This is a genomic window from Micromonospora psammae (genome assembly GCF_036902725.1).
Lineage (GTDB): Bacteria > Actinomycetota > Actinomycetes > Mycobacteriales > Micromonosporaceae > Micromonospora.
Genome location: NZ_JBAKHM010000005.1, coordinates 52,605 through 77,457 on the forward strand (window position 1 = coordinate 52,605; position 24,853 = coordinate 77,457).

Below are 24,853 nucleotides of genomic sequence, written 5' to 3' on the forward strand. Positions count from 1 at the left end.
TGATGCGGTATATCCGGGTTCGGGGCGATGAGGCCAACTCCACCCACTGGATCATCGGGCGGAGTTGGCCCTACAGACCCGCCGAAAGCACTCTCAGTACGACTTGTCCTGGCCCAGCACGTGCTGGGCGACGAAGTTGAGGATCATCTCCCGGCTGACCGGGGCGATCCGCCCCGCCCGGACCGCGCCGAGCAGCGTCGCCACGCCGTACTCGGTGGTCATGCCGGCCCCGCCGAGGGCCTGCACGGCGGTGTCCACGGCGAGCGCGGCGGCCTCGCCGGCGGCGTACTTGGCCATGTTGCCGGAGACGCCGGCCTCCAGGTCCCGCCCGGCGTCGTAGAGGGTGGCCGCCTTGTGGATCATCAGCCGGGCCAGCTCCACCTGCACCGCCGCGTGCGCCAGCGGATGGGAGACGCCCTGGTGCGAGCCGATGCTCCGGCCAGCCCAGACCTTCCGGGTGGCGGTGTACTCACTGGCGCGCTCGATGGCGTACCGGCCGGTGCCGGCGCCCATCGCGGCGACGGTGATCCGCTCCGGATTGAGCCCGGCGAAGAGCGCCGGCAGCCCGGCGTCGAGGGACTCGCCGACCAGGGCGTCGGCGGGGAGCCGCACCTCGTCCAGGTAGAGCAGGAACTGGTTCTCCGGGGAGAGGATCTCCATGTCCAGCTTGGACCGGGTCAGCCCGGGGGCGTCGGTCGGCACGATGAACAGCGCCGGCTTCAGCTTCTGAGGAGACCCGTCCCCTGCGCCGCCCTGGCCGTCTCCGACGGCGACGCGCGCGACCACCAGCACGTACTGCGCCTCGTCGACGCCGGAGATGTAGCACTTGCGGCCCGACAGCAGCCAGTCGTCGCCGTCGCGGCGGGCCACCGTGCCGAGCCGGTGGAAGTTCGAGCCGGCTTCCGGCTCGGTGATCGCGAAGACGATCTTCTGGGTGCCGTCGGCCAGGCCGGGCAGGTGCCGCTTGCGCTGCTCGTCGGTGCCGTGCTTGTTGATCACGGTGGCGGCGATGGCGGGGGAGACCACCAGCAGCAGCAGCGGGCAGCCGGCCGCGGCCAGCTCCTCGCAGACGATGGCCAGCTCGGTGATGCCGCCGCCCCCGCCGCCGTACTCGGTGGGGATGTTGACGCCCAGGTAGCCGAGCCGACCGGCCTCGCTCCACAGCTCGCTGGTGTGCCCGCCGGCCTTCGCCTTTTCGACGAAGTAGCCGTGGCCGTACTTGCGGCCCAGCGCGCGGACGGCGTCGCGGAGCTGGTCCTGCTCGGGGGTGAGGTCGAAGTTCATGACTGAGCCTCCTCGGGGTTGACCACGGCCAGCACGGCGCCCGTGTCGACCTGACCGCCGGCCGGCACCGGCAGCTCGGCGACCACGCCGTCGGCCGGGGCGAGCACGGGATGTTCCAGCTTCATCGCTTCCAGGGTCAGCAGCAGGTCACCGGCGGAGACCCGCTGGCCGACCCGGACGTGCACCCGGGTCACCGCGCCGGGCAGCGGCGCGAGCAGCGACCCGGCGGCCAGCGCCGCGGTGGGCAGCGGGAAACGCGGCAGCTCCGCCAGGCTCGCCGCCCCGTCCGGGCCGTCCACGAAGACCGCCGACCCCACCCGGTGTACGCGGAACGCGCGCCGCACCCCGTCGACGTCCAGCACGACGCGCTGCGGGGTGGCCTCGACCAGGGCGACAGCCGGCGAGCCGCGGTCCGACGTGGTGTGGCCGGCGATCCCGCCTCGGGTCGGGTCGCTCCCGGAGACAGACGTTGCCGCCGAGGTAGCCAGTCCGGAGGCGGCGGGCGATGTCGACCAGTCGGCAAGCCGCCCCGCGCGGTCGAGACGGTAGCGGACCTCGATCTCGTTGCCGTCCGGTCCGGTGAAGCGGGCGACCTGCGGAAATGCCGGCACGTTACGCCAGCCGGAGGGGAGGCCGGCGAGCACGGGAGCCGAGGCGCGGCGGCCGGCGGCCGAGGCGAGCGCCGCTGCCAGCGCGACCAGCGGAAGTTGGTCGGCGGGCAGCAGCGGCTCGAAGACCTCGGAATGCCGGTCCAGGAAGCCGGTGTCGATGTCGACGGCGGCGAACTCCGGGCTGCGCAGGATGCGGACCAGCAGGTCCCGGTTGGTGGCCACGCCGTGCAGCTCAGCCCGAGCGAGGACGCCGGCCAGGGCACGGGCCGCCTCGGTGCGGGTGGGTGCCCAGGCGATCACCTTGGCCAGCATCGAGTCGTAGTGCACGCTCACCACCGAGCCGTTCACCACCCCGGAGTCCAGTCGCAGCCCGGGCCGCTGGAGGTTGCCGAACTCGCAGTTCACCCCAGGGATGGAGAACCGGTGCAGCGTGCCGGTAGCCGGGCGGAAGCCCTGGGCCGGATCCTCGGCGCAGAGCCGTACCTCGATCGCGTGGCCGCGCATCCAGTGCGGGTCGGTGGCCCGCTCCGGCAGCGGCTCGCCCTCGGCGACCAGCAGTTGCAGGCGGACGAGGTCCAGCCCGGTGGTCAGCTCGGTGACCGGGTGCTCAACCTGGAGGCGGGTGTTCATCTCCAGGAAGAAGATGTCCCCGTCGGGGGTGAGCAGGAACTCGACGGTCCCCGCGCCCACGTAGTCAACGGCCCGTCCGGCGGCCACCGCCGCGTCGTGCAGCCGCTCCCGCACCGCAGGGGGGAGGACGCCGGGCGCCTCCTCGACGATCTTCTGGTGCCGGCGCTGGATGGAGCAGTCCCGCACGCCGAGCGCGACCACCGTGCCGTGGCTGTCGCCGAAGATCTGCACCTCGACGTGGCGCCCGCGCTCGACGTACCGCTCGATGAAGACCGTGCCGTCGCCGAACGCGGCGGCCGCCTCGCGGCGGGCGGAGGCGACGGCCTCGGCGAGATCGGCGGCGTCGCGGACGACGCGCATGCCCCGCCCGCCGCCCCCGGCGGACGCCTTGACCAGCACCGGGAAGTCGGTGATCTCGTCGGGGTCGGTCCAGGTCGGCAGCATCGGCACGCCCGCCTCGGCGAGCAGCGCCTTCGCCTCCATCTTGTCGCCCATCGCGGCGATCGCCTTCGCCGGCGGGCCGACCCAGGTCAGCCCCGCGTCGGTGACCGCCGCCGCGAACTCGGCGTTCTCGGCGAGGAAGCCGTAGCCCGGGTGGACGGCGTCCGCGCCGGCCCGGCGGGCCGCGTCGAGGATCCCCTCCACCCGCAGGTACGTCTCGGCGGGCGTGTTGCCCGGCAGGCGTACCGCGTGGTCGGCGTCGGCGACGAACGGCGCGTCGGCGTCCGCGTCGGAGTGCACGGCGACCGTCTGGACGCCGAGCGCCCGGCAGGTGGCGAAGACCCGACGGGCGATCTCCCCCCGGTTGGCCACGAGCAGTCTGGTGATCATGAGTGCCAACCCCTCACATCCGGAAGACGCCGAACCCGTCGGCGCCCTTCACCGGTCCGTTGTGGATCGCCGACAGGCAGAGCCCGAGGACGGTCCGGGTGTCCCGGGGGTCGATCACCCCGTCGTCGTAGAGCCGGCCGGAGAGGAAGAGCGCCCCGGACTGGGACTCGATCTGCTGCTCGACCATCATCCGCATCGCCGCGTCGGAGTCCTCGTCGTAGTCGCGGCCCCGCGCGGCGGCGGCCTGCCGGGCGACGATGGAGAGCACCCCGGCCAGCTGCGCCGGCCCCATCACCGCCGACTTGGCGTTCGGCCAGGTGAAGAGGAACCGCGGCTCGTACGCCCGCCCGCACATGCCGTAGTTGCCGGCGCCGTAGGAGGCGCCCAGGTTGACCGTCAGGTGCGGCACCGTCGAGTTCGACACCGCGTTGATCATCAGGGCGCCGTGCTTGATGATGCCGCGCTGCTCGTACTCGGTACCGACCATGTAGCCGGTGGTGTTCTGGAGGAAGACCAGCGGGGTGTCGGCGGCGTTGGCGAGCTGGATGAACTGGGCCGCCTTCTGCGCCTCCTCGCTGAACAGCACGCCCCGGGCGTTGGCCAGCACGCCGACCGGCCACCCGTGCAGCTCGCCCCACCCGGTGACCAGGGCGGTGCCGTAGTTCGGCTTGAACTCGTCGAACTCGCTGCCGTCCAGCACCCGGGCGAGCACCTCACGGGGGTCGAACGGCACCTTCAGGTCGGCGCTGGCGATGCCGAGCAGCTCCTCCGGGTCGTACTTCGGGGGCTGCGGCACCGGGTTGCGCGGCGGCGGGCCCTGCTTGCGCCAGTTCAACCGGCGTACGCACTGCCGGGCCAGCCGGATGCCGTCCCGCTCGTCAGAGGCCAGGAAATCGGCCAGGCCGGACTTCGCGGCGTGCATGGCGGCCCCGCCCAGCGACTCGTCGTCGGTCACCTCACCGGTGGCCATCTTCACCAGCGGCGGTCCGGCCAGGTAGACCTGCGACCGGTCCCGGATCATGATGGTGAAGTCGGACATCCCCGGCACGTACGCGCCGCCGGCGGTGGCGTTGCCGAAGACCACGCTGACCGTGGGGATCTTCGCCGCGGAGAGCCGGGTCAGGTCGCGGAAGACCCGCCCGCCGGGGATGAAGATCTCCGCCTGGGTGGGCAGGTCCGCCCCGGCCGACTCCACCAGGTTGACCATCGGCAGCCGGTTGGCGAGGGCGATCTCGCCGGCCCGCCGGGTCTTCGCGAGCGACCACGGGTTGACCGCGCCGCCGCGCACCGTCGGGTCGTTGGCGACGACCAGGCACTCCACGCCCTCGACCACGCCGATCCCGGTCACCACGCTCGCCCCGACGGGGAAGTCGGTGCCGAAGGCGGCCACCGGGGACAGCTCCAGGAACGGGCTGTCGGGGTCGAGGAGCAGCTCGATCCGCTCCCGGGGGAGCAGCTTGCCGCGCCGGCGGTGCCGGGTCACGTACTTCTCGCCGCCGCCCGCCCGGGCCTGGCCGAGCGCGGCGTCCAGTTCGGCGAGGCGGTCCAGCAGGGCCTCGCGGTTGGCCCGGTAGGCCGGCGAGGACGGGTCGATCGCGCTGTCCAGTGTGGTCACAGGCCCATGCCCTTCGCGATGATCTCGTTCATGATCTCGGTGGTGCCGCCGCCGATACCGAGGATCCGGGCGTCCCGGTAGTGCCGTTCCACCTCGGCGTCGCGCAGGTAGCCGAAGCCGCCGTGCAGTTGCAACGCCTGGTCGACCACCTGGTCGCAGGCGGCGACCGCGACGTTCTTCGCCATCGCCACCTCGGTCACCACGGGCTCGCCGGCCGCGACCCGGGCCGCCACGTCGTGCACGTACGCCCGGGCGGCCTCCGCCCGGGTGTGCATCTCCGCCAGCCGGTGCCGGACGAGCTGTCGACCGGCCAGCGGCCGACCGAAGGTGGTCCGGTCCCGGCACCACCGCACGGTCAGCTCCACGCAGCGCTGCGCCGTGGCGTACGCCTGGGTGGCCAGCGAGAGCCGCTCCGCGGCGAAGTGCTGCATGATCGCCAGGAAGCCGGTGTCCTCCTCGCCGATCCGGTTGCTCACCGGCACCCGGACGTCGACGAAGGAGAGCTCGGCGGTGTCCGAGCAGTGCCAGCCCAGCTTCTCCAGCCGGCGTCCCACGTTGAAGCCCGGCGTGCCCTGGTCGATCACCAACAGGGTCAGCTCGCCGCTGCCGGGGAAGTCGGCGCAGACCGCGGTGGTCACGAAGTCGGCCCGGACGCCGCTGGTGATGTACGTCTTCGACCCGTTCACCACGTAGTGGTCGCCGTCCCGGCGGGCGGTGGTGCGGATCGCGGCGACGTCCGAGCCGCCGTCCGGCTCGGTGATCGCCAGTGCGCCGATCATCGTCCCGGCCAGGGTCGGGCGGACGTACCGGTCGATCAGGTCGTCGTCGGTCGCCCGCTCCGTGCCGAGCCGGCCGCCGAGTGAGCCACCGAGCCGGCCGCCGGCCGCGGCGACCATGTGCGGCAGCGCGATGCCGTGCGTGAAGAGCGCCGCCACCAGCCCGGACGAGCCACCCGAACGGATGATCTCCTCGGTGACGATGATCGAGTCGAGCAGGTCACCGCCGCTGCCGCCGACCTGCTCGGGGAAGCCGATGCCGAGCAGGCCGATCTTCGCGGCGGTGGCGTGCAGCTCGCGGGGGACCTCACCGGCCCGCTCCCAGTCGTCCAGGTGCGGCAGCACCTCCCGGGTCACGAACGCCCGGGTCAGTTCCCGCAACTGCCGCCGCTCCGGCGTGTCCACGATGGTCATACCGCCACCTCCCGGGCGGTCCCGGAGCGGCTGGCGGCGGCCTGCTCGGGCGGGTCGGGTGACAGCTCGACCGGCAGCTCCACCACGCGGGAGCGCAGCAGCTCGCCCAACGCCTTGGCCTGCGGGTCGAACCGGGTGGAGGCGGCCACCCCCGGCCCGAGCAGCCCGCGGATCACGAAGTTCACCGCCCGCAGGTTCGGCAGTTCGTACCGTTCGACGGTCAGCTCGGCGGTCTCCGGCAGCAGCCCCGCCAGCCGCTCGACGGTGAGCCAGCCGCGCAGCCAGGCCCAGGTGGCGTCGGTGCGCGCCCAGACGCCGAGGTTGGCGTCGCCACCCTTGTCGCCCGAGCGCGCCCCGACCAGCTCACCCAGCGGCCCGCGCCGACCGGTGGTCGAGGACGGGGCCTCCGCCGACGCCTGCGGCTGCGCCGGCGGCTCCTGCGCGCAGGTGACGGGCGGCGGCGGGATCGGCACCCGCTCGCCGTCGGGCAGCACCGCGACGTGGGGCACCGCCTCCTGCGGCACGAAGTCGGCGGTGAAGACGCCGTACGGGGTGGCGTCGCCGGGCAGGGTGGTCAGCGTGCAGCCCGGGTAGGAGGCCAGCGCCAGCTCCACCGCGGCGGCCGAGAACGCCCGCCCGGCCCGCGCCTTGTCACCGTCGCGCAGGTGTACGTGCAGCAGCGCGCTCGCCGCCTCGGTGTCGCCGGTGTCCGGATGATCGGTGCGGGCCAGGGTGAACTCCAGCCCGTCCGCGCCGACCGCCTCCTCGAGCTGCCGGCGGACCAGGGCCGCCTTGGCCGGGATGTCGAGCCCGCAGAGCACGAACGTCATCGAGTTGCGGAAGCCGCCGAGGTTGTTGATCCCGACCTTCAGGGTGTCCGGCGGCGGGGTGCCCCGCACGCCGCTGACCCGTACCCGGTCGGGACCGTCCGGCCGGAGGGAGACGCTGTCCAGCCGGGTCACCACGTCCGGGCCCAGGTACGCCGGTCCGGCCACCTCGTACAGCAGTTGGGCGGTGACCGTCTCCACGGTGACCGCGCCGCCGGTGCCGGGGTGCTTGGTGAGCACCGAGGAGCCGTCCGGGTGGATCTCCGCGATCGGGAAGCCGGGCCGGTGGCCGCCGTCGGGTAGTTCGGTGAAGAAGCTGAAGTTGCCGCCGGTGGCCTGCGCCCCGCACTCGATCAGGTGCCCGGCGACGGTCGCCCCGGCCAGCGCGTCCAGGTCGTACCGTCCCCAGCCGAACCGGGCGATCGCCGGCCCGACCGCCAGCGAGGCGTCGGTGACCCGCCCGGTGACCACCACGTCCGCCCCGGCGTCGAGGCAGGCCGCGATGCCGAACGCGCCGAGGTAGGCGTTGGCGGTCAACGCGTCCGGCCGGGCCAGCGCGTCGCCTTCGACGTACCCGATCCGGGCGGTGAGGCCGAGCCGGTCGGCGAGCGTGCCGATCGCAGCGGCCAGGCCGGCGGGGTTGAGGCCGCCGGCGTTCGTCACGATCCGCACACCCCGGTCCAGGGCGGTGCCGAGGACGCCTTCGAGCTGGCGGAGGAAGGTCCGGGCGTAGCCGAGGGACGGATCCCGCATCCGGTCCCGGCCCAGGATCAGCATGGTCAGCTCGGCCAGGTAGTCGCCGGTGAGCACGTCCAGCTCGCCGCCGTCGAGCATCTCCTGCCAGGCGGCGAACCGGTCGCCGTAGAAGCCGGACGCGTTGCCGACCCGCAGCACCGCGCTCATGCCCGCGCTCCCGCCCGGCGCCCGGCCCCCGGCTTCCGCCCGGCGCCGGGCGGTCCCGCGAACGCCTGCGCCACGTCCAGCCACTCGTCGGCGGTCGGCCCGGTGGCGACCAGGGCGAGGTCGGCGCGGTGCCGGCGCTGGGTGACCAGCAGGCAGAAGTCGAGCGCCGGCCCGGCGACCTGGTCGGCGGCGTCCGCCGGCCCGAAGGCCCAGGTGGATCCGTCGGGCGCGGTCAGCGTGACCCGCACCGGCGCCGTCGGCGCCGCGCGGCCGTGGGCGGCGAAGCCGTGCCCGAGGGTACGGAAGCCGAGGTGTGCGACGTGCCGGAGCCGGGCCGTCGGAGTACGGGTGACGCCGAGCGCTTCGGCGACGTCCTCGCCGTGCGCCCAGGTCTCCATGATCCGGGCGGTGGCCATCGAGGTGGCCGACATGCGGGTGCCGTACCAGGGCAGCTTCTCTCCGGGCGGGACGGCGGCGAGGGCCTCGGCGAGCGCGGTGCGGCCGGACCGCCAGCGGGCGAGCAGTCGGGCCGAGGGCGCGAGGAACTCCGCCGCGCCGTCGTCGACCAGGCGGGCCGGGTCCGGCGCGGCGATGACCGAGCCGTAGAAGGCGGCCGGGTCGGTCGCGGCGAGTCGGGCCACGTGGTCGGTCCAGGCCAGGTGGGCGATCTGGTGGGCGATCGTCCAGCCGGGCGCCGGTGTGGGCCGCCGCCAGGCGTCCGGGGGCAGCGCGACGACCAGGGCGTCGAGCTGCGCGGACTCGGCGGCCAGGTCCGCGAGCAGTGCTGTCAGGTCGACCATGGTGCCTCCGGGCTGGTGATGCCGGTCAGGGCGGGTGGGTCACTGCCTCACACGGTCGACCCGGCCGGGCGGCGCGGCCGCTGCCGGCGCCGCCGCGTCCGGGACTCTCGCCGCCGATCGGTGCCCCTCGACCGGCGGTGAGTCGGGCGTGAGGAGGGTGGCGAGCTGCCGCTTCCAGGTGTGCAGCAGGGCGGTGCGGCGGGCCGAGTCGTCGTTGAGCAGGTTGGCGACGCCCAGCCCGCGGAGCAGGTCGAGGGTGGCCTGGACCGCCTCCCGTACGCCGGGCCGGCGTTCGTCCACATCGAGCAGCGCGACGGTGAGTCGGTGCATCTCCCGGCCGACCCGGGCCTCCAGCGGCACCAGGGCGTCGCGGAGTTCGGCGTCGGTGCGGGCGGCCACCCAGAGTTCGAGGGCGGCGACGAAGAGCGGCCCGGTGAAGGCCGCGCCGAGCAGGTCGATCACCCGGTCGAGTCGTTGCGGCCCGGCGGGCAGCCCCTCCGCCTCGGTGCGCAGCTCGTCCGCCCGCCGGTCGGCGAGGTGCGCGACGGCGGCGGTGACCAGGGCGGCCTTGGTGGGGTAGTGGTGCAGCTGGGCGCCGCGCGAAACCCCGGCCCGGGCGGCGACGACTGTGGTCGTGGTGCCGGACCAACCGTGCTCCACCAGGCAGTCGACGGTCGCCTCCAGCAGCCGGGCCTGGGTGGCGCGGCTGCGCTCCTGCTGAGGGACGCGCGTCGATGCGGTGGACACGGGGACAGCGTGCCGCCCCCGAAACAAACAGTCAAGACTGACTTTTTCCCACCCCGCCCGTCGCCCACCCCGCCCGTCGCCCAGCCCGCCCGTCACCCGCTCCGCCCGGCCATCGCCCTGCCGCCGCTGCTGCTCCGGCCCTTGTCGTGGTGTTGCCATCCTTTAGAGCTGATGACGTAAACGACTCAGCGGGCGATCCGTTTACGTCATCAGCTCTAAAGGATCCGCCAGTGAACTGGGCGATGGGATGAGCACCGGGCAGCCGCCCCCGCCCACTGCGCGCCGCGCTCCACCGCAGCGCCCGCGCGGGCCGGATCGGTCGCACGGCACGGCATCGGCCTTGCCACCGCGCCGCGCCGCTCTCACGCCGTCGCGCGGGCCGGCCGCCGTCGCACGGGCCGCAAAGCCATCGCACGGCCCACGCCATCGCACGGCCCACGCCATGGCGTGGGCCGCAAAGCCATGGCACGGGCCGCACGCCATGCACCCGCTCGGGAGGTCCGCCGGGGGTCAGCGACCGTCCCGGGGGCCGAAGGCGGTGAGTGCGTCGGCGTCGCTGTGCCGGGAGCGGAGGTACTCGTCGGCCCACTCGGCCGCGTCGGGGAAATCCGACTCGGCGGCGACGCGGACGCAGGCGGCATCCACGTCGTACGGGGTGCGGCGCAGTTGCACGCCCGGTCCGAGCAGGGCCCACCACGCCCCGGCGCCGCCGTACGGCATGCCGACGCTGCCCGGGTTGACCACCAGCCGGCGGTGAGCCAGGCGGGTGAACGGCATGTGGGTGTGCCCGCAGACGACGGTGCCCACCTCGGCCGGCACCCCGGCGAGCACCTCCGCCCAGCGGTCCATCCGGGAGTCGACGAGCACCACCTCCTCGTCGTCCCGGGGCGTGGCGTGGCAGAAGAGCACCGGACCGAGGCCGGCCACCTCCAGGGTCACCGTCAGCGGCAGCGCCGCCAGCCGGGCCACCTGGTCGTCACGGAGCTGCCCGGCGGCCCAGTTGGAGATCTCGATCGAAGCGGGTCGGCCGGCCCGGGCCCCGACCAGTTCCCGGTCGGCGTTGCCCCCGACCCAGCAGGCCCGGTCGCCGAGGCCGGCGAGCAGGTCCAGGACCTCGACCGGCTGCGGGCCGGCCGCGATGTCGTCGGTGAGCACGACCAGGTCGGCGGTGGCGACGTCCGGCTCGGCCAGCACGGCCGCCAGCGCCCCGTGGACGTCGGAGAGGACGGCTACGCGTTCCAGCATGCGGCCACCGTGCCGGGCGGGCGCCGTCGGTGTCGAGGAATTCTGCGGCCGGCAGAGCAGCCCGGACACGACGAGGCCAGGGACACCTCGCGGTGTCCCTGGCCTGGTCGTCGATCGGTCAGACCCGCGCGCGGCGGGCCAGGCGCTCCGGGTCGAGGATGATGATGCTCTTGCCGTCCAGGCGCAGCCAGCCACGCGAGGCGAAGTCGGCGAGCGCCTTGTTGACGGTCTCCCGGGAGGCGCCGACCAGCTGGGCGATCTCCTCCTGGGTCAGGTCGTGGGTCACCCGCAGCACGCCGCCGTCGCGGGTGCCGAAGCGGCCGGCCATCTGGAGCAGGTTCTTGGCGACCCGGCCCGGCACGTCCGTGAAGATCAGGTCGGCCAGCGAGTCGTTGGTCCGGCGAAGCCGGCGGGCCAGCACCCGCAGCAACTGCTCGGCGATCTCGGGCCGGTTGTTCAGCCAGGGCCGCAGCGCCTGCTTGCGCAGCCGCACCAGTCGGGTGTCGGTCACCGCGGTGGCGGTCGCCGTACGCGGACCGGGGTCGAAGAGCGACAACTCGCCGACCATGTCCGACGGGCCCATCACCGCGATCAGGTTCTGCCGGCCGTCGGCCGCCCGACGCCCGACCTTGATCTTGCCCGACAGGAGGATGTAGAGACTGTCGCCGGGCTCGCCCTCGTTGAACACGATCTCGCCCTTGCGGACGTCGATCGTCTCCATCTCCTTGGCGAGCGCCTCGGCAGCCTCCGGGTCGACACCCTGGAAGATCCCGCTGCGGGCCAGTACCTCGTCCATCGCGCACCTCCGGTTGCGCGTGCCGTCCGTCGGCCGGGTCCGCCGTCCGCTGATCCCTCGCGCGCCGCCAAGTCTAGGCGCACGTGAGCACGAATCAGACCCGCACCCCTGGAATCTTGATCGTTGGACGTAACCTCCGCGCCCTGATCAGGACTAGTATCGCCCGCTCCCGCCCGGGTGGTCACCGGCCGTCGCCGCCGCGGGTCGTAGGGTGACCGGCGTGCTGAGCGAGCCCGTGCTGACCACCCGCCCCGAGGACGGGTGCGATCCGCCGTTGCTGGTGTGGCGCGCCGACCGACCGCTGCGGGCGATCAGCTCCGCCGCGCTGGGCGGGGGCATCGGCGTACGGCGGTGGGTGGTCAACGCGACCGTGCCCATGTCGTACCACCGGGACGACCCCGCGGCCCACCTGGCCGGGCTGGCCGACGGCCTCGGCCTGGCCGGGCCCGGGGTCGGCCTGCTCACCGGGGTCGACGTCGCGGAGGTGGTGGCCCGGGCCGACACCGGCGTGCGGGCCTGGGCGACGGTCGGGCTCGGCACCCCGGTCTGGGCCGCGGCACCCGCCCCGGCGGCACCGGCCCAGCGAGTCGGCACGGTCAACATCGTGGTGTACGTCCCGGCGGCGCTCTCCGACGCCGCCCTGGTCAACGCCGTCGCCACCGTGACGGAGGCGAAGGCGCAGGCGATCTGGGAGCTGGGGCTGCCCGCCACCGGCACCCCCACCGACGCGGTCACCGTGCTCTGCCCGGTCGGCGGCCCGGCCGAGCCCTACGGCGGTCCCCGGTCCGCCTGGGGCGCCCCGCTCGCCCGTGCCGTCCACGCCGCCGTCCTCGACGGCGGTTCCGTCCCCTGCGTCCCCTGGTCCGACAAGCGGACGGGCTGAAGTTCCGTCCGATCGGCCCGTCGTCGGAGCGTTCACCGCCCGGTAGCGTCGCGGGCGATGTACGCTGCCGCCCCCCTCAGCCCCCGCCGTCGCCCGCGAGCCCTGCTCGCCCTCGGTGTGCTCCTCGCCGTGCTCGTCGCCGGATGCAGTGGGCCCGACACCACGGCCCCCGCCTGGCAGCCGGGCGGAGGTGGCGGGACCACCAGCTCCCCGGCGCCCGGCGACAAGCCGACCGACGCGCCGGCCGGCGGCGAGATCACGCTCTCTGCAACCGGTGACATCGTCATGGGCATGGCCCCCTCCCGGCTGCCCGCCAACGGCGGCAAGGGCTTCTTCGACGAGGTCAAGGGCGCGCTCGAGGCCGACCTCGTGATGGGGAACCTGGAGGAGCCGCTCACCGAGGACACCGGCGCGGGCAAGTGCGGTGCCGACTCCACCGCGTGCTTCCAGTTCCGGGCCCCGCCCGGCTACGCCGCCCACCTGCGCGACGCCGGCTTCGAGCTGCTCAACCAGGCCAACAACCACGGGTACGACTACGGCAAGGCCGGCTACGAGAACACCCGGCAGGCGCTGGAGGAGCACGGGCTCAAGCACACCGGCGCGCCGGACCAGATCACCGTGGTCGACGTCAAGGGCGTCAAGGTGGCCGTCCTCGGCTTCTCCTCGTACCCCTGGTCGAACAGCCTGACCGACATCGACGCGGCGAAGGCGGTCGTCGAGAAGGCCGCCACCCAGGCCGACGTGGTCGTGGTGCAGGTGCACATGGGCGCCGAGGGCGCAGACAAGACCCGGGTCAAGCCGGGCACCGAGATCTTCTACGGCGAGAACCGGGGCGATCCGGTGAAGTTCTCCCACGCGGTGATCGACGCCGGGGCCGACCTGGTGGTCGGGCACGGTCCGCACGTGCTGCGCGGGATGGAGTTCTACCAGGGTCGGCTGATCGCCTACAGCCTCGGCAACTTCGCCGGTGGCGCCCGGTCGCTGAACCCGTCCGGCCGGCTGGGCTGGGGCGGGGTGCTCAAGGTGTCGCTCAAGCCGGACGGCAGCTACGCCGGCGGCTCGTTCACCTCGACCCGGATGAACTCGGTGGGCAAGCCCACCATGGACCCGGCCGACCAGGGGCTCGGGTTGATCACGCAGGTCAGCCGCAGCGACTTCCCGCGCACCGGGGCCCGGTTCGACAGCTCCGGCAAGATCAGCGCGCCCTCGGCCGGCTGACCCGGCGGCCACCGGGCGTGGGCCCGGCGGGTGGTCGTCCCGGCGACGTAGGCTGGCCGGCGTGACCGAGAGCTTCCCCGGCCGGGCCGAGACGGACCTCGGCCGTACCCGTCGCGCCCGCCGGATCGGCCGGGCGCTGACCGAGGCGCACCCCGACGCGCACTGTGAACTGGACCACTCCAACGCCCTGGAGCTGGCCGTCGCCACGATCCTCTCCGCGCAGTGCACCGACAAGAAGGTCAACGAGGTCACCCCGAAGCTCTTCGTCCGCTACCCGACGGCGGCCGACTACGCCGGGGCCGACCGGACGGAGCTGGAGGAGCTGATCCGGCCGACCGGCTTCTACCGCAACAAGACCGACTCCCTGATCAAGCTGGGTCAGGCCCTCGTCGAGCGGTACGACGGACGGGTCCCCGGCAAGCTGGTCGACCTGGTGACGCTCGCCGGGATCGGCCGCAAGACGGCCAACGTCATCCTCGGCAACGCCTTCGACGTCCCCGGCATCACCGTCGACACCCACTTCCAGCGGCTGGTGCAGCGGTGGCGGCTGACCGCGCAGACCGACCCGGTGAAGATCGAACACGAGATCGGGGCGCTCTTCCCGAAGCGGGAGTGGACCATGCTCTCGCACCGGATCATCTTCCACGGCCGGCGGGTCTGCCACGCCCGCAAGCCCGCCTGCGGCGCGTGCACGCTGGCGAAGCTCTGCCCCTCCTACGGGACCGGGCCCACCGAGCCGGCCGCCGCCGCCAAGCTGCTCAAGGGCCCCCGCGCCCGGGACCTCGCGGTCGCCGCCGGGGTGGACCCGGAGCTGGTCCCGCAGCAGGCCGTCGCCGCGGAGGTGCCGTGAACCGCCGATTCGCCGCCCTGCTCGTCCCGGTGCTCCTCGCCGTCGCCGGCTGCACCGCCACCGAACAGGGCGCCCCGCCCCCATCGGCCACTCGGGCCGAACGGCCGTCCCCGTTCGCCGACTGCGCCACGCTCACCAGCGCGCCCGCGGCGACCGGCGCCGCCACCTCGGCCTCGACCGGCGACGCCGGTGCGCGCCTGCCCGAGCTCTCCCTCTCCTGCTTCACCGGCGGCGCCCCGGTGGCGCTGCGCGACGTGCGCGGCCCGCTCGTGGTCAACCTCTGGGCGTCCTGGTGCGCGCCCTGCCGCCAGGAACTGCCCGCCTTCCAACGGCTCAGCGAGCGCTCCGCCGGGAAACTCCAGGTGCTCGGCGTCAACAACCGGGACAGTCGGGGCGGCGCCCAGTCCATCGGGGAGGACTTCGGCGTGCGGTTCCCGATGCTGTTCGACCAGGGCGGTGCGCTGCAACGGGAGCTGAAGCGCAACGCCATGCCGCTGACCTTGCTCGTCGACGTCGGCGGGCGGATCCGCCACGTCGACTCCAGCGGCGCCCTCGACGACGCCCGCCTCACCGAGCTGGTGCGCCGGCACCTCGGCGTGGAGGTGGCACCGTGAGCGTGAGGAGTGAGCCGGGTTTGCGAGCCCCGCAGTCGCGAACCGAGGAGGCACCGTGAGCGGCCGCCCACCGGGCTGGATCGACCCGCTGCTGAACCGGCTCGGCACCGCCCGGACCGAGGACTTCACCCGGCTCACCACCCCCGAGGAGGGCGGCCGGGAGAGCGCGGTGCTGGTGCTGCTCGGCGAGGAACCCGCGACCGGCCCCGACGTGCTGGTGCTCCAGCGGGCCGCGACCCTGCGCAACCACGCCGGTCAGCCGGCCTTCCCCGGCGGCGCCGCCGACCCGGAGGACGCCGACGCGTCCGCCACCGCGCTGCGCGAGGCGAACGAGGAGGTGGGCCTCGACCCGGCCAGCGTCACCGTCCTGGCCGAACTGCCCCGGCTCTGGATCCCGGTGAGCGACTTCGTGGTGACCCCGGTGCTGGCCTGGTGGCACGCCCCGCACCCGGTGCACCCTCGGGAACCGGCCGAGGTGGCACACGTGGCCCGGCTGCCGGTCGCCGAGCTGGTCGACCCGGAGAACCGGCTGCGGGTACGCCATCCCAGCGGTTGGATCGGCCCGGCCTTCTCCGTCCGGGGGATGCTGGTCTGGGGCTTCACCGCCGGGGTGATCGCCACGCTGCTGGAGATGGGCGGCTGGGCCCGCCCGTGGTCGCGGCACCGGGTGATCGAGCTGCCGCCGCCCGTCGCCGCTCCGGCGCCCTCCGCCGGCACCGACGAGGTCGACGAGATGGCTGGTCCGCTTACCTGACGGTCACGTTCCGCAAGCGGTGGCCGTGCCCGGTGCCCGGTGCCCGTACCCTTGACCCGTGTCCGCCGTGGATCTCGTACTGCTCCTGCTCATGCTCGTGTTCGCGATCAGCGGATACCGTCAGGGCTTCGTCATCGGAGCGCTGTCGTTCTCCGGGTTCTTCCTGGGCGCGCTCGTCGGCCTCCAGGTCGGCCCGATGATGGCCCGCCAGTTCGTCGACAGCGGCACCCGGGTGCTGATCTCGCTGATCGCCGTCTTCGGGCTGGCCGTGCTCGGCCAGGCGCTGGCCGGCTGGCTCGGCTCGCACCTGCGCCGCACCATCACCAACGACGTGGCCAAGCGGGCCGACGACGTGGGTGGGGCGTTCGTCTCGATCTTCGCGGTGATGATGGTGGCCTGGCTGGTCGCCGTGCCGCTCGGCTCGTCGTCGTTGCCCTGGCTGGCCGCGTCGGTCAAGAACAGCGCCCTGCTGAACGTGGTGGACACCGTGCTGCCGGACCGGGCCCAGGAGCTCTCCACCGCCCTGCGGGACACGGTCGACACCAACGGCTTCCCGGAGGTCTTCAACGGACTCGGCCGTACCTCGGCGCGGCAGGTCTCCCCGCCGGACCCGGCGCTCGCCGGCTCCCAGGTGGTGGCGAACAGCCAGCGCGCGGTGGTCAAGGTGCTGGGCTCCGCGCCCAGTTGCGCCCGCCGCATCGAGGGCTCCGGTTTCGTGTACGCGGACGACCGGGTGATGACCAACGCGCACGTCGTCGCCGGCACCCGTTCCGTCGCGGTCGAGCTGCGCGGTGACCGGTACGACGGCCAGGTGGTCGTCTACGACCCGGACCGGGACCTCGCCGTGCTGTACGTGCCGGGGCTGCCCGGCCCGTCGCTGCGCTTCGCCGCCGGGCAGGCCGGCAGCGGCGCCGACGCGATCGTGCTGGGCTTCCCCCTGGACGGCCCGTACGACGCCCGGCCGGCCCGGGTACGTGACGTCGACCGGATCACCGGGCCCGACATCTACTCCTCCGGGGACGTGACCCGGGAGATCTACACGATCCGGGCGCTGGTGCGCAGCGGCAACTCCGGCGGCCCGCTGGTCTCCTCGAACGGCCTCGTCCTCGGGGTGATCTTCGCGGCCGCCGCGGACGACCCGAACACCGGCTTCGCGGTGACCGCCGCGGAGGCCCGGTCGGTGGCGCTGGCCGGCGCGGAGCGTACCCGTGGGGTGGGCACCGGCGAGTGCACCTGAGGCACGTTCCGGGTCACCAGCATCCGCCGGACTACGCTCGCGGCCCGTCCGGGTCGGCCAGCTCCGGCTCCACCCCCTCGGTGGCGGGTCGCGTCGGCCGCAACCCGACCTGCCCCCGCCAGGTGGTGAACGCGGCGGCGGTCCCGGCCACCACCGCCACCCCGAGCACCCAGCCGCCCACCACGTCGCTGGTCCAGTGCACGCCGAGCGCGATCCGGCTCCACCCGGTGACCACGGTGAGCAGCACCGCCGCCAGCCACAACGCGAGGCGCGACCCCGGCCGGTCCCGGGTGAACGGCAGGAAGACCAGCAGCAGCACCCCGGCGGCCAGCGCGGCGTTCAGCGCGTGCCCCGACGGGAAGGCGAAGCCGGCCGCCCGGGCCACCGGGTCCAGCAGGTCGGGGCGGTGCCGGCCGACGAGGAGCTTCAGCAGCGCGCCGAGCAGCCCACCGACGGCCATCGTGGTGACCACCCAGAGCGCCAGCCGCCGCGCCCGGCGATGCCACAACCAGACCACCACGGCGAGCGCGGCGATTCGCAGCGGCCCCGGACCGAAGACGTTCGTCCACACCGTCATCGCCCGCACCCAAGCCGGATGGTCGAGGGCGTAGCCGTGCAGCGCGTGGGTGACCGTGGCGTCCAGGTCGTGCAGCGGCGGCCACGCCCCCAGCACCAGCACGGCGAGCAGCCCGAACGGCACCAGCACGAGGAACGTCGCGACCGAGGCCAGGGTCAGCCGTAATCCCAGCGAATGGTCCGCGTCGAGGCGCCGCTCCCACCAGGACCGGTCGCCGGGGCGAACGGGTGTGTGCTGACCGGGCGAATTCATGCCGCGTCCACTACCCAGCCGGGAACCGGATCAGACCGGCTCTCAGCGACCTCGCAGCCGGAACCGGCGGATCATCAGCGCGGTGCCGGTGACCAGGGCGGCCAGGATGGCGACGCCGGTCCAGAGCCGCCGGGGAGCCGGTTCCTCGCCGGCGCCGGCCGGCTGAGCCGTCCACCGGGTCTGCTGCCGGGGAGCGGTGAAGCCGAGCGGGTCCGCGCCGGTGCCTCCGGCTTGGGCGTCGTCGGCGGAACCGGGCGCCGGGCCGAACCCGACCACGCCGGGGGAGTCGTTGTCGTCCAGGGGGTTGTGGTGCACCAGCGGCACGTCCGCCGTCAGCGCGGCGACCGGGTCGACGAGGCCGTACCCGAAGCGGTCGTCCCGGCCGGTGGGGCCGATGTCCCGCGCGGTGGTCAGCAGCCGGTTGACCACGTCCCCGGCGGACATCTGCGGGTAGCGGGACCGGATGAGCGCGGCGGCGGCCGCCACCAGCGGGGCGGCGAAGCTGGTGCCCTGCACCCCCCAGTAGCCGCCGGGCGGCCGGGCCCCGACCAGACCGGTGGCCGGGGCGCTGAGGATGGTGGCGCGCCCGGTGATCGACCCGGGCCAGAGGTTCTCGCTGTCGCGTTCCAGGCCGGCCACCGCGATCACGCCCGGCTCCCGGGCCGGGTACCAGACCTTCGGGCTGTCGGAGGTGGCGACGTTGCCGGTGCAGGCCACCACGACCACGTCCCGGGCGAAGGCGTAGTCGAGCGCGGCGGCGAGCGCCGGGCTGTCACCGCTGCCGCCGAGGGACAGGTTGATCACCCGGGCGCCGTTGTCGACCGCCCAGCGCACCCCCTTGGCGACGATCATCGCGTCGTCGTAGCGGTTCTCGTCGTCGAGGACCCGGACCGGCAGGATGCGCGCGTCGGGCGCCAGCCCGACCACGCCCCGCTTGTCGTCGCTGCGCCCGGCGATCAGGCTGGCCACCGTGGTGCCGTGACCCACCGGGTCCGGCTGGGTGGTGCCGCCCGGGGACACCAGGTCGGTGCCGGGCAGCACCTGGCCCACCAGGTCCGGGTGGGAGGCGTCCACCCCGGAGTCGACCACCGCGACCGTCACCCCACGACCGGTGGAGCTGCGCCACGCCGCTTCCGCCCGCAACTGGTCGAGCTGGAACTGGTCGTCGCGGACCCGGTCGGCCCGGGCCGTCGTGTCCACCGGCGCGAAGCGGGGCGCGGCCAACGCCGCGTGGGTGACCGGCGCGGCGACGCTGACCGGCGGGGACGCGGCGGCCGACGCCGGCGGCGGGGGCGCGCCGACGAGCGTCACGGCGGTCGCCGCCACCCCGATCAGCGCGCGCCCGGCGAACCGGTGCAGCGCCGCCGGGGAGCCGTGCCGAAGCCTGGTCACATCCTCCGCCATTCATCGCGACAGACACATGCTGCTGGGAGATTACCGGGTTTCACCGCCACCACGGGACGTTCCACTCACTCGCGTCACGGTGGCGGCAGGTGCGCCAGCTGGACCAGCCGTACGCCCTCGCGACGGGTGACCAGCCGGCCCCGCCCCGGGGGCAGCGGGCCGGGGCGGACCGGACCGACCAGCTGCCCCTCGTCCGGGCTGCCGCTCATCACCAGCCCGGCCGTCGACAGCTCCCGCAACCGCTGGATGATCGGCTCGTACTGGGCCCGGGCGGCGCCGCCGGAACGGCGGACCAGCACCAGGTGCAGGCCGATGTCGCGGGCCTGCGGCAGGTGCTCCGTCAGCCCGTGCAGCGGGTTCGCCGGGCCGCTGGCCACCAGGTCGTAGTCGTCCACCAGCACGAACAGCTCCGGTCCCGACCACCAGGACCGCTCCCGCAACTGCGCCGGGGTCACCTCCGGGCCGGGCATCCGGCGCTGCATGTAACCGGCGACCGACTCGACCAGCTCGGCGGTGTGCGCCGCGGCGCTGCCGTACCCGATGACGTGCGGCTCGTCGGTGAGGGGTTGGAGGCTGCGCCGGTAGTCCACCAGCAGGATCCGGGCCTGCTCCGGGGTGAACCGGTCGATGATAGAGGTGGCCAGCGCGCGGAGGAACGACGACTTGCCGCACTCCGCGTCGCCGAAGACCACGAAGTGCGGTTCGCTGGCGAAGTCCAGCAGCACCGGACGCAGGTCCGCCTCCGCGACCCCGATCGGGAAGGCCAGCCCGGTGGCGGCGGAGCGGTCCAGCTCGGCGTACGGCAGCACCGGCGGCAGCAGCCGCACCCGGGGGGCCGGCGGGCCGGCCCAGGCGCCACCGACCGCCTTGACCAGGTCGGTGGTCTCCGCCCCGGCGACCTGGGGCAGGGCGGTGAGGAAGTGCAGGCCCTGCCCGGTGATGCCCCGGCCCGGCGTCTTCTCCGGCACGGTCACCGCCACCGTCCGCTTCACCACCGTGTCCGACGGGTCACCGAGGCGCAGCTCCAGCCGGGAACCGAACAGGTCGCGGATCGCCGGGCGGAAGTCCAGCCAACGCACCGCGCTCGCCACCACGTGCACCCCGTACGACAGGCCCCGGGTGGCCACGTCGGTGACGAGGGGTTCCAGGTCGTCGTACTCGCCGCGCAGGGTGGCCCAGCCGTCGACGACGAGGAAGACGTCGCCGAACGGGTCGACGGCACGTTGTCCGGCCGCCGCCGGCACCGTGCGGCGCTGCCGCCAGGCCGCCATCGACTCCACGCCCAGCTCCGCGAAGCGGCGTTCCCGCTCGGCGAGGAGGGTGGCGATCTCACCGATCGTCCGGCGCACCACGGTCGGGTCGGCGCGGCCGGCGACCCCGCCGACGTGCGGCAGGTCGCGCAGCGCGGCCAGCCCGCCGCCGCCGAAGTCCAGGCAGTAGACCTGCGCCTCGGCAGGCGTGTGGGTGAGCGCCAGCGCGCAGATCAGCGACCGGAGCAGGTGCGACTTGCCGCTCTGCGGGCCGCCCACGACGGCGACGTGCCCGGCCGCGCCGTCCAGGGCCAGCCAGAGCAGGTCGCGCCGCTGCTCGTACGGCTTGTCGACGACGGCCACCGGCACCTGGAGGGCGCCGTGCAGCTCGGGATTGCCGACGGTGAGGCCGCGCGCCGGGTCGACGGCGACCGGCCCGAGCAGCTCGTCCAGGGCGGGTGCCCGGTCCAGCGGAGGCAGCCAGACCTGGTGCGCGGGCGGGCCCTGCCCGGCCAGCCGGCCGACCAGGACGTCGAGCAGGCTCTCGCCGCCGACCTCCTCCTCGGTGGTGGGCGGCGCCGGGGTGGCCGGTTCCGGCACCGGCACGAGGTGGGTGGAGAAGGTCAGCAGCCGGGCCGGTTCGCCCGCGCCGCCGCCGGCCGCGCCGACCCGCCGGCGGACCGGCCCGGAGACGTACGCGGCGCGGAACCGGACCAGCGGGTCGGTGCCGGCGCGCAGGTAGCCGTGCCCGGGGGAGCGGGGCAGCTCGTGCGCGTCGGGCACGCCGAGCACGGTGCGCGACTCCAGGGCCGAGAAGGTGCGCAACCCGATCCGGTACGACAGGTGGGTGTCCAGCCCCCGGAGCCGGCCCTCCTCCAGGCGCTGGCTGGCGAGCAGCAGGTGGACGCCGAGCGACCGGCCCAGCCGGCCGATCTGCACGAAGAGGTCGATGAAGTCCGGCTTGGCGGAGAGCAGCTCGGAGAACTCGTCGCAGATCAGCAGCAGGGACGGCAGCGGGGCGAGCGGGCTGCCGGCGGCCCGGGCCCGCTCGTAGTCGCGCAGGCTGGCGAAGTTGCCGGCCCGGCGCAGCAGCTCCTGGCGGCGGACCAGCTCGCCGTTGATGGCGTCGACCATCCGGTCGACCAGCGGCAGCGCGTCGGCCAGGTTGGTGATCACCGCGGCGGTGTGCGGCAGCCGGTCGAAGGAGGCGAAGGTGGCGCCGCCCTTGAAGTCGACCAGGACGAAGTTGAGCTGTTCGGAGCTGTGCGTGGCGGCCAGTCCGAGCACCAGCGTCCGCAGCAGCTCGGACTTGCCGGAGCCGGTGGCGCCGATGAGCAGCCCGTGCGGGCCCATCCCGTCCTGCGCCGACTCCTTCAGGTCCAGCTCGATCGCGCCGCCGTCGGCGCCGATGCCGATCGGCACGCGCAGCCGCTCCCGGGCGGAGCGGGGCGCCCAGCCCTGGTCGGCGGTGAAGCCGTCCGGGTCGCCGATGCCGAGCAGTTCGGGCAGGCCCAGCTCGGCGCCGGGCGCGCTCTCCGCCCCCCGTACGGTGGTGGCGATCCGCAGCGGGGCGAGCCGTCGGGCGATCGCCTCGGCGTCGGCGATCGCCAACCGGTCGGCGGTGCCGACCTCGGCGTGCCCCTCGGCGGACCAGGAGTGCAGCCGGTCGCCGCGCAGCTCCAGCAGGAGGGCGAAGCGGTCCAGCAGCCGGGGCGGCGGGGTGTCCAGATCGATCACGGTGACCGCGTCGATGCCGCCGTCGCCGGCCAGGTCGGTGGCGCCGGTGAGGTCGCCGCCGTCGAGCAGCACCACCACGTGCGGCCCGTCGGTGGCCGGCCCGGCCGGGCTGAACCGGGACCGGCTGGCCAGCACCTCGTCGAGCAGCCGTTCCAGCTCGACGGCCGAGCTGGTGACCAGGCGTACCGGACCGAGCGCGTCGACGCGGACCGGGTGGTGGGCGTGCGGCAGCCACTTCACCCACTCCCAGAGCGCGCGACGCTCGGGGCCGGCGCAGACGGCGATCAGCAGCTCGTCCGGGGCGTGGAAGACGGCCAGCTGGGTGAGCATGGCCCGGGCCAGCGCCTGCGCCGACGCGGAACCGGTGTCCGGTCGACCGGCGCCGGGTCGCGCCGGGCCGGCGGGCCGGACGAAGACCCGGGCGAAGCTGCGCAGCGAGAGCGCCACCGGCAGGTCCGGCACCACCGAGTACGCGTCGAGGAAGCGGCGCAGCGCCCCGGCGGTCATCGGTTCCAGCTCCTCCAGCGGCCGGGTGACCGGGGGGACCAGCGGGGTGGCGAGGGTCTGCGGCCCGACCGCGACCCGGACCACGGCGAAGTCCGGGTCGGCCGGCCGGCGCTCCCAGACCCGGTGGCTCTCCACCGTGGACCAGAGCTGCCCCGGGTCGGGGTGGCGGTAGTAGAGCCCGGCCCGCTGCTGGCCGGCGGTCTGCCGGACCCGGCGGCGCAGCGCCGTCAGGTGCCGCAGGTACTCCCGGCGGGCGGCCATCATCTCCGACTTCTTCGGAGTGCCGGAGGCGCTGCCCCAGGAGGTCATCAGCATCGCCAGCGAGGAGAGCCCGAACATGCCGCCCACCACGTAGGAGTACGCGCCACCGCCCCGGCCGAACATCATCGCCATGGCGACCGTGCCGCCCAGCATGGGCAGCACCATCAGCGCCTGCTGCCAGCGGCCGCCGGTGACGGCGGGGATCTCCGGCGGCGCCTCGACGGGCAGTTCACCGACCGGTATCTCCGGTGCCGGACGGCGTGGCGGCCGCTTGATGACGACAGTGGACACGGAGCCCTCCCCATGGCGCTCGGTAACCCGAGCCTGGCTCATCGTAGGTAAAGTCCTGTCGTCCGTCAGCCACCGCTCCCGATCGATATGGAGATCAGTCGATGACCACCGGACTGGCCCGGGTCACGATCAGCGCTCCGCAACGCCGGGTGGACGTGGCCCTGCCGGAGCAGGTACCCCTGGCCGAGCTGCTGCCGGAGGTGCTCCGGCACGCCGGAGAGGGGCTGGCCGACGACGGTGAGCGGCACGGTGGCTGGCTGCTCCGGCGGGCCGACGGGGCGGTGCTGGCGACCGCGCAGGCGCTGCTGCCCCAGGGCGTACGCGACGGCGAGGTGCTGCACCTGGTGCCGGCCCACGACCAGTGGCCCGAGCTGGAGTACGACGACGTGGTCGAGGCGATCGCCGACGGCGCCCGCCGGCGCGGCAGCGCCTGGTCGCCCCGGGCCACCCGGACCGCCGCGCTCGCCGGGGCGGGCGTGCCGCTCGCCGTCGGGCTGCTCGCCGTCCTGGCCGGCGGGCCGGCGCACCGCTCCGGCTGGGCCGTCGCGGGCGCGGTGGCGCTGCTGCTCACCCTCGCCGGCACGGTCGCCTCCCGGGCGTACGGGGACGGACCCGCCGGCGCGACCCTCGGCGGCTACGCCCTGCCGTACGCCGCCGCCGCCGGCGCCCTCGCGGTCAGCTCCGGCGACCCGGTCGGCGCGTTCCGGCCGCTGCCCTGGCTGGGCGCCCCCGAGCTGCTGGCCGGCGCGGTGGCGCTGCTGCTGGTCGCGGTGCTGGGCCTGCTCGGCACGGCCGCCCGGCTGCGCGTCTTCGTGGCCGGCGCGACGGCCGGCGCGGCCGGCGCGATGGCGGCGGCCGGGGGTTTCCTGCTCGACCCGGCGGGCACCGCGGCGGTGCTGCTCTGCGTGCTGGTCTTCGCCGTCGGCGCGCTGCCGCTGCTGGCGATCCGGCTCGGCAAGGTGCCGCTGCCGCCGATCACCCTGCCCACCGGCCCGACCGGCGGGCCGGACGGGGTGCGCGACCTGCCCGACCGGGCCCGGGTGCACGCCGCGGTCGCCCGGACCGAGGAGATGCTGACCGGCATGCTGATAGGGCACGCCGTGCTCGCCGTCGGCGCGGCGGTGGTGCTGGGCGCGACCGGGGGGACCGCCGGCCGGCTGCTGGTGGCGGTGGTCGCCGCGGTGCTGCTGCTGCGCTCCCGGCTCTTCGTGGCGGTCCGCCACCGGGTCCCGCCGGTGCTCGCCGGGCTGGCCGGGTTCGCGGTGCTCGGCGCGGTGCTGGCGGCTCGGGCGGGCGAGGCCGGCCTGCTCGCGCTGACCGTCGGCGGCCTGCTGGTCGCCCTGGCCGCCGTCGCGACCGGCACGACGTACGCCCGGCGCCCGGTGTCGCCGTACCTGGGTCGGGTGGCCGACCTGACCGACACCGCGCTGGTGGTCTCGGTGGTGCCGGTGGCCTGCGCGGTGCTGGACCTCTACGACGCCGCCCGCGGCCTGCTGGGCTGACCCGTACGACGAAGGCCCGGACCAACCGGCCCGGGCC

At 74.6% G+C, this 24,853-nt stretch carries 18 protein-coding genes and 1 pseudogene; 7 read left to right on the plus strand and 12 right to left on the minus strand.

Annotated elements, in window-relative coordinates:
• Positions 1-93 precede the first annotated feature (93 nt).
• The 9 genes and pseudogenes from V6U79_RS10205 to V6U79_RS10245 all read right to left on the minus strand — a co-directional run bounded on the left by V6U79_RS10205 (position 94) and on the right by V6U79_RS10245 (position 11,479).
• Complete coding sequence (locus V6U79_RS10205) at positions 94-1,284, minus strand: acyl-CoA dehydrogenase family protein (RefSeq protein WP_334614443.1); 1,191 nt, start codon at positions 1,282-1,284, stop codon at positions 94-96.
• Complete coding sequence (locus tag V6U79_RS10210) at positions 1,281-3,356, minus strand: ATP-binding protein (protein WP_334614444.1); 2,076 nt, start codon at positions 3,354-3,356, stop codon at positions 1,281-1,283. The genes V6U79_RS10205 and V6U79_RS10210 overlap by 4 nt, the downstream gene beginning before the upstream one ends.
• 13 nt (positions 3,357-3,369) lie before the next feature.
• Positions 3,370-4,971: an acyl-CoA carboxylase subunit beta gene (locus V6U79_RS10215; RefSeq protein ID WP_334521325.1), complete on the minus strand. Its 1,602-nt coding sequence runs from the start codon at positions 4,969-4,971 to the stop codon at positions 3,370-3,372.
• Positions 4,968-6,161, minus strand: a complete 1,194-nt coding sequence (locus V6U79_RS10220; RefSeq protein WP_334614445.1) for an acyl-CoA dehydrogenase family protein — start codon at positions 6,159-6,161, stop codon at positions 4,968-4,970. Before V6U79_RS10220 ends, V6U79_RS10215 begins: the two co-directional genes overlap by 4 nt.
• On the minus strand, positions 6,158-7,891 hold the full coding sequence (locus V6U79_RS10225) for an acyclic terpene utilization AtuA family protein (protein WP_334614446.1): 1,734 nt from the start codon (positions 7,889-7,891) through the stop codon (positions 6,158-6,160). The genes V6U79_RS10220 and V6U79_RS10225 overlap by 4 nt, the downstream gene beginning before the upstream one ends.
• Positions 7,888-8,691: a TIGR03084 family metal-binding protein gene (locus V6U79_RS10230; protein WP_334521317.1), complete on the minus strand. Its 804-nt coding sequence runs from the start codon at positions 8,689-8,691 to the stop codon at positions 7,888-7,890. The genes V6U79_RS10225 and V6U79_RS10230 overlap by 4 nt, the downstream gene beginning before the upstream one ends.
• A 144-nt stretch (positions 8,692-8,835) precedes the next feature.
• Positions 8,836-9,438, minus strand: a pseudogene (locus V6U79_RS10235) (TetR/AcrR family transcriptional regulator); the annotation flags it as partial.
• A gap of 510 nt (positions 9,439-9,948) precedes the next feature.
• Positions 9,949-10,683, minus strand: a complete 735-nt coding sequence (locus V6U79_RS10240; RefSeq protein ID WP_334614447.1) for a metallophosphoesterase family protein — start codon at positions 10,681-10,683, stop codon at positions 9,949-9,951.
• 118 nt (positions 10,684-10,801) lie between these two features.
• Positions 10,802-11,479, minus strand: a complete 678-nt coding sequence (locus V6U79_RS10245; RefSeq protein ID WP_067306583.1) for a Crp/Fnr family transcriptional regulator — start codon at positions 11,477-11,479, stop codon at positions 10,802-10,804.
• A 220-nt stretch (positions 11,480-11,699) separates the two neighbouring features.
• Between V6U79_RS10245 and V6U79_RS10250 the strand changes: the two genes are divergently transcribed.
• From V6U79_RS10250 to V6U79_RS10275, 6 genes are all read left to right on the plus strand, one after another.
• Positions 11,700-12,362 (plus strand): adenosylcobinamide amidohydrolase, encoded by a 663-nt coding sequence (locus V6U79_RS10250; protein ID WP_334614449.1) that lies wholly within the window; start codon positions 11,700-11,702, stop codon positions 12,360-12,362.
• A 57-nt stretch (positions 12,363-12,419) separates the two neighbouring features.
• Positions 12,420-13,580, plus strand: coding sequence for a CapA family protein (locus tag V6U79_RS10255; protein ID WP_334614451.1), 1,161 nt, complete (start codon positions 12,420-12,422; stop codon positions 13,578-13,580).
• Positions 13,581-13,641: 61 nt separating this feature from the next.
• Positions 13,642-14,430, plus strand: coding sequence for an endonuclease III (gene nth / locus V6U79_RS10260; RefSeq protein ID WP_334614453.1), 789 nt, complete (start codon positions 13,642-13,644; stop codon positions 14,428-14,430).
• The gene (locus V6U79_RS10265) at positions 14,427-15,044 is read left to right on the plus strand and encodes a TlpA family protein disulfide reductase (protein ID WP_334614455.1); all 618 of its coding nucleotides are present in this window, start codon (positions 14,427-14,429) and stop codon (positions 15,042-15,044) included. The genes nth and V6U79_RS10265 overlap by 4 nt, the downstream gene beginning before the upstream one ends.
• Before the next feature lie 55 nt (positions 15,045-15,099).
• Positions 15,100-15,798: an NUDIX hydrolase gene (locus tag V6U79_RS10270; RefSeq protein ID WP_334521300.1), complete on the plus strand. Its 699-nt coding sequence runs from the start codon at positions 15,100-15,102 to the stop codon at positions 15,796-15,798.
• Positions 15,799-15,856: 58 nt separating this feature from the next.
• A complete protein-coding gene (locus V6U79_RS10275; RefSeq protein WP_334521298.1) occupies positions 15,857-17,035 on the plus strand; it encodes a MarP family serine protease in 1,179 nt (392 codons plus the stop codon).
• 31 nt (positions 17,036-17,066) lie between these two features.
• Here the strand turns inward: V6U79_RS10275 and V6U79_RS10280 are convergent, their stop codons facing one another.
• The 3 genes from V6U79_RS10280 to eccCa form a co-directional block, all read right to left on the minus strand.
• A complete protein-coding gene (locus V6U79_RS10280) occupies positions 17,067-17,864 on the minus strand; it encodes a phosphatase PAP2 family protein (protein ID WP_334521296.1) in 798 nt (265 codons plus the stop codon).
• A 42-nt stretch (positions 17,865-17,906) separates the two neighbouring features.
• Positions 17,907-19,268, minus strand: coding sequence for a type VII secretion-associated serine protease mycosin (gene mycP / locus V6U79_RS10285; RefSeq protein ID WP_334521294.1), 1,362 nt, complete (start codon positions 19,266-19,268; stop codon positions 17,907-17,909).
• A 74-nt stretch (positions 19,269-19,342) separates the two neighbouring features.
• Entirely contained in the window at positions 19,343-23,314 is a 3,972-nt protein-coding gene (gene eccCa, locus V6U79_RS10290) for a type VII secretion protein EccCa (protein ID WP_334521291.1), read from the minus strand.
• A gap of 101 nt (positions 23,315-23,415) precedes the next feature.
• On the opposite strand from eccCa, the gene eccD reads away from it, so the two are divergent.
• On the plus strand, positions 23,416-24,816 hold the full coding sequence (gene eccD / locus V6U79_RS10295) for a type VII secretion integral membrane protein EccD (RefSeq protein ID WP_334521288.1): 1,401 nt from the start codon (positions 23,416-23,418) through the stop codon (positions 24,814-24,816).
• Positions 24,817-24,853 lie beyond the last annotated feature (37 nt).